The following is an 18,237-nucleotide window of genomic DNA, read 5'->3' as shown; positions in this document are numbered from 1 at the left end:
TTTTCATAAATCTATTTTAATAAAAGCGTTTTCACATTGCAATAGAAATTTATTTTTTTTCATAAAAAAAGATGCTCAAAGAGCATCCTTTTTTATTATGAAATGCGATAAACCCTTGTTTCATAAGGTTTTAAAGCGATTGCTGTCACTTCTTCATGTTCCGCAACTTCATAGTTATTTAAAAGCAAACGTTTGCGTTCTAGTGCAAATGAACCCTCATTATACACAGCTTCGTCTTTTGAAATATTACTAATTACAATGACTTTTTCATCCTGTAACGTACGTGTATATGCATAAATTTGTGGGTCGTCTTCTAAAAGTAAATCGTACGTACCATAGTTCAGTACATCGTGTTCTTTTTTCAAGGCAATCATTTTCTTATAGAAATTAAAAATAGACTTTTCTTCATTTCTTTGCTTTTCAACATTAATTTCTTTGTAATTTGGATTCATACCAAACCAAGGTGTACTTGTTGTGAAACCAGCATTTATCTCGTCGTTCCACTGCATAGGTGTACGTGAATTATCACGGCAAGAAGCCCATATAATCTCCATCATATCTTGATGTGATACGCCCTCTGCTATTTTCTCGCGATATAAATTTTTAATTGCTACATCATCATAATCTTCAATATTTGGTAACTGAACATTTGTCATACCAATTTCTTGTCCTTGATAAATAAACGGTGTACCATGCATAAAGAAATACATCGCTCCTAGAGCTGTTGCACTTTCACGCCAATATTGTTTATCATCTCCCCACGTTGAAACGATACGTGGTTTATCGTGATTCTCAATATATAAAGCGTTCCATCCTTTATTTTCTAATCCTTTTTGCCATTTCGTTAATACTTTTTTCAAGCCTACAACATCAAGGTCTTTCTTCTTCTCTGCATCCCATAAACTTAAATGTTCAAACTGGAATACCATATTGAACTTACCTTGCTCTTCTCCAACCCAAAGCTCAGCATCTTCAATCTTAACGCCATTTGCTTCACCAACAGTCATAATATCATACTTAGAGAACGTATTTTCTTTTAGCTCTTCTAATAAAGGTTGAATACCATTCACATTCATATGTTTATCAAAAGATGGCACATATTTTAACTCTTTTGGATTTGGCATATCCTTGAGGCCTTCTTCTTTTTTAATATGACTGATCGCATCAACACGGAAACCATCAATACCTTTATCAAGCCACCAATTAACCGTATCATATAGTACTTCACGAACTTCTTTATTCTCCCAGTTTAAATCTGGTTGTTTACGTGAGAATAAATGTAAATAATATTGTTCTGTTTCTTCATCATATTCCCATGCCGAACCATTAAAAATACTTTCCCAGTTGTTTGGCTCCGCACCATCTTTACCATCATGCCAAATATACCAATCACGCTTCGGATTGTCTTTAGATGAACGTGATTCAATAAACCATGGATGTTCATCACTCGTATGATTAATAACTAAATCAATAATAAGCTTCATATCACGCTTATGAACTTCATCTAGTAAAGCATCAAAATCTGCCATTGTACCAAACTCATCCATAATATCTTGATAATCACTAATATCATAACCATTATCGTCATTAGGCGACTTATACATTGGACAAATCCAAATTACATCTATACCTAAATCTTTTAAATAATCCAGTTTTGCAATAATACCTTGTAAATCTCCAATACCATCACCATTTGAATCCATAAAGCTTCGTGGATAAATTTGATAAGCAACTGCTTCTTTCCACCATGTCTTATTCATAGTCCTTCTCTCCTTTTGCATCCCATCAGAATTTTTATGCAAACGTTTTCGTAACACTATCATAACAAAATATGAGTAGTTTGCAACTGTTTTCATTGAACTCTATGTAGATTCCTCATTCTTATGCTTTATCCCGCTATTGGCTGGGCAGTAAGAACCCCATCTCAAAATTCAGCGAAAGCAAAGAAGTTCGGTGGGGATCGGGCTGCCCCTAAAAGCCCGATTGGTGAAGGCTAATAATCAGTGGGGAGGAACAACCCCCCACTGATTAAAGTTTCACTTTATTTATTTCTCACAAAGGAAAATCTCATACCTCTCCTGCTCTTGTCCACACGCGTTACATACGCTTTTCATATATTAATAAAAAGCTCTGTTTATTTTAGAAAGGAGTGATAAATTGAAACAAACAAAATTAACAGGTCGTATCGTTGTTCCCTCAGATCCTGACTACGACGTAGCCCGAATGAATTTAAATTTAAGTATTCCAAAACTCCCTTGTATTATTGTTTTTTGCCAAAATAAAAATGATGTCTGTAACGCCTTAAAATGGGCACGTGAACGTCATATACCATTTCGCTTAAGAAGCGGACGTCATAGTTATGAAAATTTTTCTCTTTTAAATAGAGGACTTATTATTGATGTGAGTGAAATGCATCGCATTACTGTTAATACAGATAAATTAACAGCAACAATTGAGGCTGGTGCAAATCTTGGTACTGTTTATAAAGAGCTTTGGAATTACGGTGTTACAATTCCTGCTGGTACAAGTGCAAGCGTTGGAATTGTTGGATTAGCACTTGGCGGTGGCATCGGTATGCTTTCGCGCTTATTTGGATTAACATGTGATCAATTAGTGGAAGTGGAAATGGTACAAGCGTGTGGAAAATTTGGTGCAAAACTCATTCGTGCAAATGAACAAGAAAATGCTAATCTTTTTTGGGCATGTCAGGGTGGCGGTGGTGGAAACTTTGGAATTGTTACTTCCTTAACTTTTCGAGTCCATCCTATAAAAAATGTATCGATTTTTTCAATTACATGGGAATGGGAAGACTTTATTGCTGCATTTCAAGCGTGGCAAAATTGGGCACCTTATATAGATGAACGTCTCACTTCATCGATCGAATTATTTGCCAAGCAACGAAATAAAATCGAAGCACAAGGCGAGTTTGTTGGTTCTCCCTCTGAACTCCATTCCTTATTATCCCCTCTTCTTGAAACTGGTAGCCCCACTCTCTTTATAGAAGAAGTTCCTTATATAAAAGCTGTTGAATTTTTTAATAGCGGTAACATCCCTGAAAATTTCAAGCGCTCTGGTTCCTATGTATATAAACCTATTCCCCTTAAAGGCATTCAAATCATGCAATACTTTCTTTCTCATGCCCCAAATGAAGATGCTAGTATTTGGCACCAATCGCTCATAGGTGCTGTTGAAAATATTTCCCCGAATGAAACGGCTTATTTTCATCGTAAAGCAATTATTGCTCAAGAATACATTACCTCTTGGAAATGCGATGATGAGGAAAATCGAAATATACGCTGGGTTAAAGATTTACGAGAAAGCTTAGATCCTTATACATTAGGTGACTATGTCAACTGGCCCGATATCGATATAAAAAATTGGCAAACTAGTTATTATGGCTCTAACTTTCATAGATTGCGCAAAGTGAAAACCATGTATGATCCTTGTAATGTTTTTCACTTTCAACAAAGCATCCCTCCTTTTCATACGTAAAAAGGGGATAACATGAAAAATCATCCAATATGCCGTTACCTCGCAGCATGTTGGATGATTCAAGTTGATTTTCTATATCGTTTCAAATTATTGCTCCTACTCATAAACTTTCAATTACGCATTAATTGTATTTCTCATCATTTTCATGCAATGAATGTAATTTAATATTTGGTACTTTATCTTTTTCAATACCGCTATTATAAGAAACAGGAACTTGAAATTCGAATTGCTTTGTTTCATGTTTTTGTAAATATACTGGTTTCGGTACTGAATAACTTTTTGAATTCTCGTTTGCATTATCATATAAAACAACTTTTAATGCTTGTGAATGATTACGATAATTTTTCAAAGTAACAATGCACTTTGGTTCGATATCATCTCCATTTTTCTCCATTCTACACTGGCTATCTTCTTTTTTATATTCTATTGCTTCTACCCCTGTTTTTCCTGCGTAGTACCATGTTTTATTTAATGTTTGGAGGATGTTATTTAAAATAAACGGCATCATTAAAATCAAAATACTAATGCCTACTACTTTTATCTTATTCATTTTTCTAAATGTACTAGATTCCTTTTTTCCTAACCATCTTACAAATAATATAAATGCAATTACATGTAGTACGAAAGAAACAATCAATATATTTGAGACTTTATAATCCATATAAATATACGTATGTATCGGAACCTTGTAGACATTGAATAGTTTTTCCCCAATTAATTCATTATCATTTGGAATTTTTAATAATAACAAAACCCCTATACTGTAACAAATAGCTACTAATCGATCATACTCAATACGAATCATTCTTTCTCCCCTTCACTTTGTTTTTTATTATCGATTTTAGCTATTATTACCATACTATACAATCTTTTTATAGAGGATAACGTAAAAAAGTTCCTTATAAATATATAAAGAACCTTATTAATATACATTATGAATTACAAAATCAATATACAATTTTCACATAGAGATTTCTTCAAAATATGTTGGATCATGTATTGTAATTTTTTTATCTAAAATTGTAACAATGCTATCATTTTTTAATTGTTTTAATACGCTGCTAACTGTCTCTCGAGATGTTCCAGATATTTTGGATATTTCAATTGTTGTAAGTGGACATGAAATTACAATCTTTTCACCACTCTGTTCTCCTAAATCCTGCATTAAATAATTTAAGGTTTGGATAACACGATCTTGCGCATTAGGAATTGTAATATTTTGCACTCGATTTTCGTTCAATTTTAATATAGATGATAATTGCTGAACAACGTACATCAATTTCGTCCTGCTAGATTTTACTATATCCTCGAAAATTACCGTTGGAATATAATATACTTCCACATCCGTCATTGCTTCTGCTGTATAGTTATATCCTCTGTCTGTAAACATACCACCATAAGGAAAAATAGAATACCGCTTTACATAGTCATCGTATAATAAGTTCCCATTTTGATTAACCCGCTCTAACTTCACAAAACCATCTAACATGAAGTAAATTCTTTCCCTTGAATCCCCTTCTAAAAATAAAAATTGACCTTTTTTATAAGTTCGCCAATAAACAAACTCTGTTAAGCCTTTCAATTTTTTTTCTGTTAAATGAGCAAATAATTCGAACTGCTTTAAGTCCTTAACTACGTTCCGTCTATTCATAAAATTCCCTCTCTCTTGCTGTATGTAGGAGCGAAAAATCAAGAAAGCGTATTCAATTTGAATTTTATCATAATTAACTTATATATTCAGATTTCATCATGAAAACTTTATGAACAATGAGTACAAAAAATATTAATAAATAAAAAGAATGAAGTTACTAACTTCATTCTTTTTTACTAATAAGTAGCGTACATAATAATTTAAACATACATGCATACATTCTGTTTTGAAATAATAGTACCGGCTTTTTCTTCTAGTGCTTCATATACTTTTTCTAAAGACGTAATAATTGTTTTTCTTTTTGGATTTGTATTAACAAAATTAATAGCAGCTTCAATTTTTGGAAGCATGCTTCCCGCAGCAAATTGTTGTTCTTCAATATATTCTTCTAATTGATTCACTGTGACATGCTCTAATTTTTTTTGATTCGGTTGATTATAATTTACATACACATGATCAACTGCAGTTAAAATAACGAGCGTATCGGCATCTACTAATTCTGCCAATTTCTGCGCAGCGAAATCTTTATCGATAACCGCTTCAGTTCCTTTTAACCCTTCTTCGGAATCAATTACTGGAATTCCACCTCCGCCAACAGCTATTACTATATTTCCATCTTCGACCAAAGAATTAATCACTTTATGTTCATGAATACTTACAGGCTTCGGTGATGGAACAACACGTCTCCATCCTCTACCAGCATCTTCTTTAAACACTGCTTTTGTTTCATCCATTACTCTTCTGGCCTCTTCTTCTGTATAAAAAGGACCAATTGGTTTAGTTGGATTTTTAAATGCCTCATCTTTTTTATCTACAACAACGCGTGTTATAACCGTTGCTACATCTTTGTTTATATTCCGCTTTTTCAATGCCTTCTCAATCGCATTTTCCATCCAATATCCAATCATCCCTTGGCTCATTGCCCCACAAGTATCTAATGGCATTGCAGGTGTCTTTTCCGTTTCTGCAGCTTTTTGCTGTAATAAAATATTCCCCACTTGTGGGCCATTTCCATGTGCAATTACTATATCCACATCATTTTCCATTATTTTCACAAGTTGTTCCGCCGTTTTTTCCAACGCTTCTTGCTGCGCTCCCGCAGTAGCTTCTCCAGACTGTATCGCATTTCCCCCTAGTGCAACTACAATTTTTCTTCGTGCCATATTCCAGCCCTCCAGTTGATTTCGCTTTCACAGCGCTTTATAAGGTAATACTGCCTGTAATTAATCCATAAATCGCAAAGAATGCTAAAGCACCAATTGCTACGGATGATGCTAATTCCACTCGAGTAAATATTTGCTTCGAACTCTTTTGCTTTTGAACATTGTAAAAAATAAAAATACCTGGCGCATATAAAGTCATTGTTAATAATAAATACTCTAAACCAGCTGCATAAACTAACCACACGCCATAAATACTTGCTATCAAGCCAATTATTATATTTTTATTTCGATCTACTCCTTCAGAATTCAAGCTATGCTTCAGTTGATAAAATGCTGAAAAAGCATATGGAATTAAAATAGCTGAAGATGCTAAAGAGAATGCAAAGTTATACGCCTGATCAGAAACGACGAATGTTAACAAGAACATTTGAATTAAACCATTTGTTATCCATAATGAATTTACTGGAGCCTTATTTTTATTTTCTTTTGCGAACCATTTTGGAAATACTCCATCTTTAGCCGCTAAATATGGAATTTCAGAAGCGAGCAAAGTCCACCCTAACCAAGCACCTAATACAGAGATGACTAAACCTAAATTAATAAAAATAGCACCCCATTTTCCAACAACACTTTCAAATAAATAAGCCATAGCCGGATTTTTCAAACCAGCAATATCTGCTTGCTGCATAAGTCCAAGAGACAATAATGTGATTAAAATGTAAATAATGAGTGTACCAATTAAGCCAATAACGGTTGCTTTCCCTACATCACTTCTATTTTTTGCTCGACTGGATAAAACAACAGCCCCTTCTACCCCAATAAATACCCATAAAGTTACAAGCATTGTACTTTTAACTTGGCTACCAACTGCTCCCCATGAAAAAGAACCCGTTTGGCCCCAAAATCCATCTAAGAACGTATCAATATGAAACGCGAAGATTCCTATGACAATAAATACAAATACAGGTACTAATTTTGCGATTGTAGTTACTAAATTCACAAGTGCTGCTGATTGAACTCCACGTAAAATTAACATGTGAACACACCACAATAATACGCTTGCACCAATAATGGATTCTACATTTTGACCGCCTTCAAAGATCGGAAAGAAATATCCTAATGAAGAAAACAATAATGTACCGTAAGCTACATTCCCAAGCCAAGCTGATAACCAGTATCCCCACGCACTATTAAATCCCATAAAATTACCAAACCCTGCTTTTGCATAGCTAAAAATACCACCATCTAAATCTGGCCGTTTTACAGTTAGGTTTTGAAAAGATAATCCAAGTGCAATCATCCCAATTCCTGTTATAACCCAGCCAATCATAATGGCTCCAGCTCCAGCACCTTTTGCCATATCACTCGCTAAATTAAAGGCTCCACCGCCAATCATAGACCCAACTACAAGAGCCGTTAGTGTAAACAACCCTAATTTCTTATCTTCACCCATTCCACTCACCTCTCTTTAATTGCAATAACAATACAAAAGCAATAGTGAATGATAGTGTCTAAAGGAGGGGAAAGAAGAAAGGAAGACTCCCTTTCTTCTTTACTCCATGTTTCCTAAAGTAGCTGCCATAACCGCTTTAATTGTATGCATTCTATTTTCAGCTTGATCAAATACTTTTGAATGTTTACTGCGGAATACTTCGTCAGTTACCTCCATTTCTTTCAACCCATATTTCTCATAAACTTCTTCGCCATACATCGTTTCAACATCATGAAATGCAGGTAAACAATGTAAGAAAATCACGTTTTCATTCCCTGTTTCTTTAATCATTTTCATATTTACTTGATAAGGTTTCAATAACTCGACACGTTCAGCAAATTTTTCTTCTTCCCCCATAGACACCCATACATCTGTATAAATTACATCTGCATTCGCAACAGCTTCTTCCACATTACTTGTTATCATTACCTGTTCATTATATTTTTTTGCTAAATCAATTACTTCTTGTGCAGGCCATAAAGATTCCGGTGTACAAATACGTACATCCATTCCAACGATTGCTCCACCAACTAGTAAGCTATTAGCAACATTATTTCGTCCATCTCCAACGTAAACGAGCTTCACATTTTTCAATTTTCCTACATGTTCTCTAATTGTTAATAAATCTGCTAGTGTTTGTGTTGGATGCCACATGTCTGTTAATCCATTCCAAACCGGCACACCAGAATTTTGTGCTAAAGATTCTACAGTTTCATGATTAAATCCACGAAATTCAATTCCGTCAAACATACGCCCTAACACTTTTGCTGTATCCTCTACGGATTCTTTTTTCCCAAGCTGAATATCACCTTTCCCTAAATATTCAGGATTCGCCCCTAAATCTGTACATGCTACCGTAAATGCACAGCGCGTACGAGTGGAAGTTTTTTCAAATAAGAGCGCTACATTCTTATCTTCTAAATAATGATGCGGGATACCATTTTTCTTTTTCTCTTTTAATTCTGCTGCCAAATCTAGCAAATATAACAATTCTTCTTGTGTAAAATCTTTTTCTGCTAGAAAGCTTCTTCCTTTTAAATTTGGTCTAGTCATTAACATACTTCATCCCTACTTTCTCCGTTATTTATACTAAATATCTTTACGAACAATTGGCATACTCATGCAACGTGGACCCCCACGACCACGAGATAATTCCGAACTTAGCACTTCAATTACTTCTATACCGTGTTCCCGTAATAACGTATTGGATACATAGTTGCGATCATATGTAACAACTACACCTGGCGCGATTGCTAACGTGTTCGAGCCATCATTCCATTGTTCACGAGCAGAAGCAATTACATCTCCTCCTCCACATGGAATAAGAACTAAGTCACTTAAGCCTAATACCTCTTTTAATGCTTCCATTAAAGAAGTACGATGTGTAATTTTAAGAGTTTCCTCATCTGATCCTTTTTCTAAAATATAAATATTCATATTCCCTTTTGGCCCTTGAATGGCTGGATGAATTGTAAACTTGTCATAATCAACCATTGTAAATACTGTATCTAAATGCATAAATGCTCGGCATTTTGGAATTTCTATTGCTAACACTTTCTTAATTTTATTTTGTCGGCTAAAGAGATTTTTAGCTAAACGTTCAATTGCTTTAGCTGAAGTACGAGCAGATACTCCAATCGCAATTGTTTCTTCATTTAAAATTAGCTCGTCGCCACCTTCAATTGGAAATTTATAATCACGATCTAACCAGATTGGTACATTATGTTTTATAAATCTTGGATGATATTTAATGATGTACTCCATGAATAATGATTCACGTCTACGCGCTGGTTCTCTCATCTTATTTATCGTTAAGCCATCGCCCACGCTAGCTGCTGGATCACGAGTAAAATATAAATTAGGCATTGGATCTAAGTAAAACGGATAATGATCTTCCATTAATTCATATAAATGTGTCTTCTTACTTGTTTCAATTTCGTTTTTCCGTACACCGCCCATAATTTTTTGAATTAATTCTTCATTTGAAAAGGAAAGTAAATATTCTTTTAAAGTTTGATGTGCAACATTTACGTCAGCCTGTCCTTCTTTTAAAATACGATCAACAAATTCTTCTCGAAGTTTTTTATCTACTAACGCCTCAGCGGCTAGTTTTTCTAAATAAAGAACTTCAACACCCCGATTGCGTAACGTTTGTGCAAAATAATCATGCTCTTTTTGAATAATTGGTAAGTATGGAATATCGTCAAATAATAATTGCTGCAAATAATCTGGCGTCAAGTTTTCCACTTCTTTACCCGGTCGTTTTAATAAAACCGTTTGTAATTCCCCAATTTCTGAAGTAACATGTATCGGATGTTTCATTTGTTGTACCTCCTTTTAAATATGTTTGATGTCTTACAAGTACATAATAAATGCTCTGCACTTTCATCTTTGTGAAAGCATCCACATTATCATTGTGAAATATTAAACAAGTTATTTTTTTAAAATCATACGAATATGTATTTTTATAACAAACTATCTCGCTTTCTCAATAAAAAATACATATATTACGCATATATGTTGCATATTTAACTTCCGTATTTAAACAAAAATCCTGTTTTTAATTTTATTAAAAACAGGATTTTTGCATCTAAATAATTAAATTTAATCTTTCTTCTATAATCTCCCTATCTGATTTCGACTGTGAAATTATAAGGCATGTATCATTTCCACATATACATCCTATTTTTTCTTTCCAATCTAATTCATCAAATAAAACACCAATAACATGTGCATTACCAGGTAATGTTTTAATAACCATTAATTGATCTACACAATCAATTTTTACAACAACTTCTCGTAATTTTTTCTTTAACTTTATATCAGTTTGTAAATGCTCTTCTGTGAAAACTTTATATATCATTAATCCTTCTTGAGAAGGTACCTTCGTTAAGTTTAACTCACGAATATCGCGAGAAACCGTAGCTTGTGTTACTAATACATCTTTTTTTGCTAACAATTCTACTAACCTTTCTTGCTTATCTATTTCATACTCCTTTACAAATTGTTTAATTAACCGTTGTCTTTTTTCTTTTTTCATAAAAGACACCCCTTTTAATATTATAGCTCGCTATAATTTTCATCCGAAAGGGACAGAAAAGAATGTTGCGGAAACGTTCATAGTTTAACTGTAAATATTAAATCAAACTAAATAAAAAAGAGAAGAACAGCATTCTGTTCTTCCTTTTACATTGAAAATCGTTCAATTGTTTGTTTCAAATCAGTTGCTTGCTGCTCTAAATCCTTTAATAATTGATCGATTACTATCATATTTTTGGACTGTTGCAACGTCACACGCGCCACTTCTTGTGAACCAGCTGACGTTTCTTCAGCAATTGCTGCTACAGCTTTTGTTTGTGCTCCTGTTTGATGAATGTGGCTCACTTGTTCATTCATATAACTACTAATTTGCTGGGTTGCATCGGCTACTTCCATAACACTTGATGACATTTCTTTTAAAATTAATTCTGTAGCTTCTCCGCGTTTTGCCTCTTCTTTAGCTATTTTCACTTGTTCTGTCATTTTCATTGCAACCTGTTGTACTTCATCTTGCATATTTCGTAATAACTGCGATATGTTTCTTGCAGAATGATCACTTTCATCAGCAAGTTTCCGTACTTCTTCCGCAACAACCGCAAAGCCTCTTCCATGCTCTCCTGCGCGAGCTGCCTCAATAGAAGCATTTAGTGCTAATAAATTCGTTTGGCTAGCAATCGCACTCACAACAGAAACAATATGTTCTACTTGTTTCATTCGTTCTTCTAACTTCTGTACATTTTGCATCGAATCTTCATTTTCTTTTGCCAATGTTTGAATACCTTGAATTAAAGAAGTAAAGACGCGTGTACTTTGTCCTAAAGCTTGAACCATTTCTGAAGACAACGCATCAGACTGCTTCGCTTTTTCTTCTACTTCACTTGCAATAGACGTCGTTGTATCAACAGCAGAAACAATTGCTTGAATTGATGCCGCTGATTGCTCAGCGCCCGAAGAAATCTCTGCAAGTGTCTCAGATACACCTTGTGCTTGTCTCGTCGCTTCGCCTGTTTGCTTTCTAATCTGCTGTACTTGATTATTTGTATACGAAAATGTTGTATCAATATTTTTTACCATGCCCCTTAAGTTTCCTAACATCATATTAAATGCAACACTTAAAGATTTAATTTCATCATCTGTCTTCGGTAATGGAACATCTTCACGAATATCACCCTCAGCTGCTTTTCTTGCCGCCTCCTCTAACTTGCGAAGCGGTTTAATTAAAAACAGGGCTGCTCCATATGCTAAAATTCCAGACCATACTACCCCTAATAACATAACGATAATATTATATACAGTTTGACTTACATAACTTTGAAAATAATCGTATATCACGTAAATAAAAAATATACTTGTTGAATATGTAATGAAAGCTAAAACTGTAGTGAATAGCATAAGTTGTGTACGTAATCCAAAAGAAAATGTTTTCCTTTCTTTTTCCATCTTCCCTTTCCCCCTTTTTATAAGCAATATAAATACTACCTATATATTATTATCCATATTTTCATTATAGAAGGATATAGAGATTTTAAAAAAATTATTATTTCTTTGAATATCAAATTGCATGAAAAAATAAAGGATTCTGACAATTTATGACTAATAACAGAAATAAGGGGCAACATTTGTAAAATATATTTTTAACTGGGGGTTTTGTATGATTCAAGTTCGAAATCTAGTAAAATCATTCGGTTCACTTGATGTGTTAAAAGGAATTGATTTAGAAGTAAAAGAAAAAGAAGTTGTTGTTTTAATTGGTGCCAGTGGTTCTGGTAAAAGTACATTACTTCGCTGTCTTAACTTTTTAGAAATGTACGATGAAGGCGAAATTCACTTACAAGGTGAGCGGATTGATCCAAAGCATTCAAATTTAAATAAAATCCGTGAAAATGTCGGTATGGTTTTTCAGCACTTTAACCTCTTTCCTCATATGACCTCACTAGAAAACATCATAGAAGCACCTATTCACGTAAAAAAATTAGAGAAAGCAAATGCAAAGGATATTGGACATCAACTTCTCCAAAAAGTCGGCCTTCAAGATAAAGCGGATGTAACTCCTCATCTTCTTTCAGGTGGTCAAAAACAGCGCATTGCCATTGCACGAGCTCTTGCAATGAGCCCTAAGATTATGCTATTTGATGAGCCTACCTCAGCTTTAGACCCTGAACTTGTTGGAGAAGTATTGCAAGTTATGAAAGAACTTGCTGAAGAAGGGATGACAATGGTTATTGTTACTCATGAAATGAATTTCGCAAGAGATGTAGCTGATCGCGTCATCTTTATGGACGATGGAAAGATTGTAGAAGATGCTCCGCCAGCACAATTCTTTTCAGCTCCATCACATGAACGGGCAAAACAATTTTTACGCAACGTTTTATAATGTAACTTCTGTTTCAAACGAAAAGGAATACATTCATACGGTGCACAACTAATCATCCAAATAAAATATTTAAATAACATACTTAAAACCATCCGTATGATCAATATATAGGAGGGGTTTTATGAAAAGAAAACTATTAACCATTGTTGCGAGTATTACATTATGTACATCCTTCATATTAGGAGCCTGTAGCAAGGAAAGCACTACTACTTCATCAAACGGTAAAAAAGAATTTCGCTATGCGATGAGTGGATTATACAAACCTTTTAACTATAAAGAAAATGACGGTAAACTTGTCGGCTTTGATGTAGAAATCGGTGAAGCCCTCGCTAAAAAAATGAATATGAAGCCTTCTCCCGTTACAAACCCATGGGAAACGCTAATTCAAGGCCTTCAAGCGAAGAAATATGATGTAATACTAGGCAGTATGGCAATTACAGAGGAACGCTTAAAAGCCGTTAGTTTCTCAAATCCTTACTACCGCTCTGGCGCCCAAATTTTTGTGGCTAAAAAGAATACCGCTATCTCTTCTCCAGAAGATTTAAAAGGTAAGAAAATTGGTGTTGTAAAAGCTAGTACCTTTAAAAATCTTGTTGCAAAACATACAGATCAAATTACAGAATACGATAGCGATATTACTGCACTTATGGACTTAGAGCCTGGACGTATTGATGCAGTAGTCACTGATCAAATGGTCGGTTTACGCATGATCAAAGAAGGTAAATCAAATATAAAAGAAGCTGGAAAACCATTAAATCTCGATGAAATGGGAATTGCTATTCGTAAAGATGATAAAGAAATGGTTGAAAAAGTAAATAAAGCGTTAGATGAAATCATTAAAGATGGTACGTATGAAAAAATCAGCAAAAAATGGTTTGGTCGTAATATTCTCGGAGAAGAGGAAACAAAAAAGTAAGTTAGCCATTTGAAAATTTCATAAGCTATGCCCCACTTGATTACATGTTCATTTTATGTGGGGCATTTCATTCTCTACTAAAATCCATTCAATATGAGGTGAAACACATGTTTGAAATTTTTATCTCTACCTATCCCACACTCTTAAAAGCTACTATCGTCACATTACAATTAACATTAACCTCCCTAGTACTCGGTTCATTAATTGGATTACTATTCGCTTTCTTTCGAATTTCGAATAACAAAGTTTTAAATAGCATTGCTCATATCTATATTGCTATTATTCGTGGTACACCTTTAATTGTTCAAATCGCTATTCTCTATTTTGGGATTACATCGGTTGTTGTTTTTACTCCTTTTTGGGCAGGAGCAATCGCTTTAGCAATTCATAACGGGGCATATGTTACGGAAATTTTCCGAGGATCCATTCAATCCGTCGACCGTGGACAATTGGAAGCCGCTCGCTCCTTAGGTATGCCTTACCCTTTAGCTATGCGCCGGATTATATTACCACAAGCATTTCGTCTGTCTCTTCCTCCTCTAGGAAACCAATTTATTATCGGATTAAAAGACTCTTCACTTGTCGCTTACGTAGGACTGTCCGAATTATGGGGATCAGGTTTATCAATTGCAGCAGGTAACTTCCAACAATTAGATACTTACATGATTGTTGGTGTATACTACCTCGTAATTGTTCTTCTATTTACTTATTTTGTTAATCTTTTAGAAAAACGATTACAGCGAAAAGAAACAAACTCTGTCCAAGTGAGCAGAAAAAACAAGAAAGAAGTTTCTTTATAGCAAAAAAGCAAGCTCACTAAGAGCTTGCTTTTTCGCTATAAAATACATCTATTTTTACTGATTTACTTTTTTAATACTCTCTTTTTCTTCTATATGTTCCTCACGATATGAAATATTATGAGGATCTAGTCCATTTCCTAAAGAACCATAGAAATGCTCTCTATGCGGATCAACTAATTCACTTCCGTGATAATACACACGTGGTGTATTCCAAAGTGCTGCCAATGCTTTTGTCATCGGCATTTCGTGATAGCATTCCGGCCACATTTCTTTAATCTTCTCTTTTACTAACGGATAGTATTTTGAACTCATAGCAGGAAACAGATGATGTTCTGTATGATATGAGAAGTTGAAATGTAAAACGTCTACCCAGCGCGGCACTGTTACTGATAAACAGTTTGCTAATGGATCATTTACTGGAACAATTGGATTTAAGCGGTGATTTGTTGCGATATATGCCATTACAATAAAGTTAGCAATTAACAACGGAATGACATATGCAAATAACCATTTTCCTGGTCCCATAATAAACAATAAACTAATCCAAACTGTCCAAGGCAAAAGAAGTTGAAGCCATACAGATTTTTGATTGGATGACTTAAATTCTTTTATAAAATGAAAGAACATTCGAGTCGAATGCAATGTAAATTGAATTGTTAGTGACAGAAAACTAAAGAATGAACGTACATGAAGGGGCATACGATATACCCAACTCAAAAACTTACTCTTCTTAAGTTTCTCAAGTGTCGGCCATGCATCTGGATCATTTTCTTCATGCTGTGTATGAACATGATGCGTTGCATTATGCCACTTTCTCCAAAGTTTTGGTCCTGTTGACAATGGCATAAATGCAATCGCGCCTAAGAAGTCACGAAGCCATGCCTTTCTTACAACCGTTCCATGTAAAATTTCATGCCCTAAAAACCCAAGTGAAGCAAAACATAGTCCGAGAACAATTGCAATTCCTAGATTTGCCCACACATTCAATTCAAATATACCAATCGCTATTAAACCCGCTAATGCCACAAGTAAATAAGCCAGTCCACCAAATAAACGAGTAGGAACTGGTTTAAATGCTTTTTTTGGCAAATGTGGTGATACACGTGCTGCATACCACCCAAACGTATGAAGCTCCTTCATCCTTTTGCCCCTTTCTTATGCCGCGCTCTGCGCAACTTGCATATATTAATTCTTGCTTCCAGATTGATTTTACTAGGTGATCCAAAAAGCATTTATTATAAGGAAAATATACTCACTCTATCGTCACTTATTTTTCGCTTTTATTATCAATGAAAAACATTTCTCTTTTACTCTCTATCAACCTTTCCACATGATGAATCATAACAATAGAATTTCTACATTGTCAACAACTTTTATGACCTAGTAATAAAAGTTGGTTATACTTTTATAATCATACTTTATTTCACTAAAGAAAAAGTATAGATTTCATAAGGATTTATCCACTATATACTTAAACACCATGGACTCTATATCATTCAAGAACTCTCAATGTAATCAACAAATGGAATCACTTAAATTTAGCTTTATATAAATCCTACTTCTTCATAATGCCCTATCAAATTAATTATATTAAGATAATTTACTCCCCTTTTAATAAAAATGGGTTCCTTCAAAAACAGCACACATGAATTTCATATAATATGGAAATATTAAAAGGAAAATTGTTCTAAATAAGGAGGTTTCCGTAATGACAAGTGATACGTTTCCACAATTACCACTATCTTATTGGATTGAATCTACTCAGTTCCCTACTTTCCCTCGTTTATCTGAAAATATAAAAACAAAAGTTGCTATTATCGGTGCCGGTATTACAGGCATTACTACTGCCTATTTACTTGCAAAAGAAGGTATCGATGTTGTTTTAATTGATTCTGGTCTTATTTTAAACGGGACGACTGGGCATACAACAGCGAAAGTAACAGCACAACATGATCTTATTTATGATGAATTAATAAATCATTTCGGTGTAGAAAAGGCCGGGCTTTACTATGAATCAAATAATCATGCTCTACAATTCATAAATGAAACTGTTCAAACATATAAAATCGACTGTAATTTCTCAAATGAAGATTCATATTTATATACAACTACTGATAACGGATTAAGAAATTTATCGAAAGAATATGAAGCTTATCAAAAATTAAATATACATTGCGACTATGTTCAATCCCTAGCGATTCCTATTCCAGTACAATCTGCACTTGTAATGAAAAATCAAGCACAATTCCATCCCCTCCTTTATTTGAAAACACTTTTAGAAAAGTTTGTGGAGATGGGCGGAAAGATCTATGAACAAACAACAGCTATGGATGTGGAAAAGGGAGATTATCCACAAGTAATTACAAAGGAGGGCCATCGCATCACTTGTGAATATGTCGTCTCTTGTTCACATTTTCCTTTTTATGATGCTAATAGCTTTTTCTTTACGCGAATGTACGCAGAACGCTCCTACGCTCTTGCAATAAAAGCAAAAACAGATTATCCAGGTGGCATGTATTTAAGTATTGATGATCCAAAACGCTCCTTACGCTATATAACAAATAATGGAGAAAAATTGATTTTGATTGGCGGAGAAAGTCATAAAACAGGACAAGGAATAAATACGATGCTTCATTATGAAGCACTCTACTCTTTTGCTGAAGCAACTTTTGGAGTAGATGAAGTTCCCTATAGATGGTCAGCACAAGATTTAATTACTTTAGACAAACTCCCTTATATCGGACATATTAACGAAAGGAATCCAAATATATTTGTTGCAACTGGATACCGTAAATGGGGAATGACAACTGGAACTGCTGCCGCTCATTTACTGAAAGATTCCATTCTAAAAGTCCACAGTCCATATAAAGAACTGTATGCACCATCACGCTTTCATGCAAATCCAGATATAAAAACTTTCTTCTCTCAGAACATAGATGTTGCCAAGCATTTAATTGAAGGGAAAATTGAAACCGCATTACGTAAACCAGAAGATCTTGAAGTTGGCGAAGGATCTGTTGTACATGTTAACGGTAAACGAGCAGGTGCTTATAAAGACAAAGAAGGAAAATTGCATATCGTCGATACAACTTGTACACACCTCGGCTGCGAAGTTGAATGGAATAATGGTGATTGTACTTGGGATTGCCCTTGCCACGGTTCTCGTTTTTCTATTGAGGGCGACGTTATTGAAGGTCCAGCAGATCAACCATTAAAGCGAGTTGATAATGAGTAAAAAATAAAGAAGTTCAACNNGTTGAACTTCTTTATTTTTTTATGATGCCTTTTCAGATAAAATTCGACACAAGAA

General features: G+C 34.4%; 14 protein-coding genes and 2 pseudogenes. 5 read left to right on the top strand and 11 right to left on the bottom strand.

The features are described from left to right. Positions 1–95: 95 nt before the first annotated feature. A complete protein-coding gene (locus COK05_RS10400; protein WP_098612519.1) occupies positions 96–1,760 on the bottom strand; it encodes a glycoside hydrolase family 13 protein in 1,665 nt (554 codons plus the stop codon). Between the two features lie 397 nt (positions 1,761–2,157). Here COK05_RS10400 and COK05_RS10395 point away from each other — a divergent pair, with 397 nt between their 5' ends. Beyond that, on the top strand, positions 2,158–3,492 hold the full coding sequence (locus COK05_RS10395) for an FAD-dependent oxidoreductase (protein ID WP_098612518.1): 1,335 nt from the start codon (positions 2,158–2,160) through the stop codon (positions 3,490–3,492). Positions 3,493–3,613: 121 nt separating this feature from the next. Here COK05_RS10395 and COK05_RS10390 read toward each other — a convergent pair whose 3' ends face one another. The 9 genes and pseudogenes from COK05_RS10390 to COK05_RS32150 all read right to left on the bottom strand — a co-directional run. After that, a complete protein-coding gene (locus COK05_RS10390; RefSeq protein ID WP_098612517.1) occupies positions 3,614–4,297 on the bottom strand; it encodes an ABC transporter permease in 684 nt (227 codons plus the stop codon). 156 nt (positions 4,298–4,453) lie between these two features. Further along, positions 4,454–5,143 (bottom strand): Crp/Fnr family transcriptional regulator, encoded by a 690-nt coding sequence (locus COK05_RS10385; protein ID WP_098612516.1) that lies wholly within the window; start codon positions 5,141–5,143, stop codon positions 4,454–4,456. Between the two features lie 200 nt (positions 5,144–5,343). Further along, positions 5,344–6,306: a carbamate kinase gene (gene arcC / locus COK05_RS10380; RefSeq protein ID WP_098612515.1), complete on the bottom strand. Its 963-nt coding sequence runs from the start codon at positions 6,304–6,306 to the stop codon at positions 5,344–5,346. 37 nt (positions 6,307–6,343) lie between these two features. Continuing rightward, complete coding sequence (gene arcD / locus COK05_RS10375; RefSeq protein WP_098612514.1) at positions 6,344–7,759, bottom strand: arginine-ornithine antiporter; 1,416 nt, start codon at positions 7,757–7,759, stop codon at positions 6,344–6,346. Positions 7,760–7,858: 99 nt separating this feature from the next. Continuing rightward, entirely contained in the window at positions 7,859–8,857 is a 999-nt protein-coding gene (gene argF, locus COK05_RS10370) for an ornithine carbamoyltransferase (RefSeq protein WP_098612513.1), read from the bottom strand. A gap of 30 nt (positions 8,858–8,887) precedes the next feature. Beyond that, positions 8,888–10,120, bottom strand: coding sequence for an arginine deiminase (gene arcA / locus COK05_RS10365; protein WP_098612512.1), 1,233 nt, complete (start codon positions 10,118–10,120; stop codon positions 8,888–8,890). Positions 10,121–10,388: 268 nt separating this feature from the next. After that, positions 10,389–10,838 (bottom strand): arginine repressor, encoded by a 450-nt coding sequence (argR, locus tag COK05_RS10360; RefSeq protein ID WP_000711828.1) that lies wholly within the window; start codon positions 10,836–10,838, stop codon positions 10,389–10,391. A gap of 146 nt (positions 10,839–10,984) precedes the next feature. Further along, positions 10,985–11,557, bottom strand: a pseudogene (locus COK05_RS32155) (methyl-accepting chemotaxis protein); the annotation flags it as partial. Between the two features lie 369 nt (positions 11,558–11,926). After that, positions 11,927–12,112 (bottom strand): annotated as a pseudogene (locus COK05_RS32150) (HAMP domain-containing protein); the annotation flags it as partial. Positions 12,113–12,488: 376 nt separating this feature from the next. Here COK05_RS32150 and COK05_RS10345 point away from each other — a divergent pair. The 3 genes from COK05_RS10345 to COK05_RS10335 all read left to right on the top strand — a co-directional run bounded on the left by COK05_RS10345 (position 12,489) and on the right by COK05_RS10335 (position 14,927). Next, positions 12,489–13,211: an amino acid ABC transporter ATP-binding protein gene (locus COK05_RS10345; protein WP_098612510.1), complete on the top strand. Its 723-nt coding sequence runs from the start codon at positions 12,489–12,491 to the stop codon at positions 13,209–13,211. Between the two features lie 121 nt (positions 13,212–13,332). Further along, positions 13,333–14,127, top strand: coding sequence for an ABC transporter substrate-binding protein (locus COK05_RS10340; RefSeq protein ID WP_098612509.1), 795 nt, complete (start codon positions 13,333–13,335; stop codon positions 14,125–14,127). 44 nt (positions 14,128–14,171) lie between these two features. Continuing rightward, the gene (locus COK05_RS10335; protein WP_141539007.1) at positions 14,172–14,927 is read left to right on the top strand and encodes an amino acid ABC transporter permease; all 756 of its coding nucleotides are present in this window, start codon (positions 14,172–14,174) and stop codon (positions 14,925–14,927) included. 54 nt (positions 14,928–14,981) lie between these two features. Here the strand turns inward: COK05_RS10335 and COK05_RS10330 are convergent, their stop codons facing one another. Then, on the bottom strand, positions 14,982–16,067 hold the full coding sequence (locus tag COK05_RS10330; protein WP_098612508.1) for a fatty acid desaturase family protein: 1,086 nt from the start codon (positions 16,065–16,067) through the stop codon (positions 14,982–14,984). A gap of 568 nt (positions 16,068–16,635) precedes the next feature. Between COK05_RS10330 and COK05_RS10325 the strand changes: the two genes are divergently transcribed. Next, the gene (locus COK05_RS10325) at positions 16,636–18,162 is read left to right on the top strand and encodes an FAD-dependent oxidoreductase (protein ID WP_098612507.1); all 1,527 of its coding nucleotides are present in this window, start codon (positions 16,636–16,638) and stop codon (positions 18,160–18,162) included. Positions 18,163–18,237 lie beyond the last annotated feature (75 nt).

Origin of the sequence: Bacillus cereus (genome assembly GCF_002567495.1) — a bacterium.
Taxonomy (GTDB): Bacteria; Bacillota; Bacilli; order Bacillales; family Bacillaceae_G; genus Bacillus_A; species Bacillus_A cereus_AQ.
The sequence above is the reverse complement of the archived record's forward strand: the minus strand, read 5'-3'. Positions and strand labels throughout refer to the sequence as shown.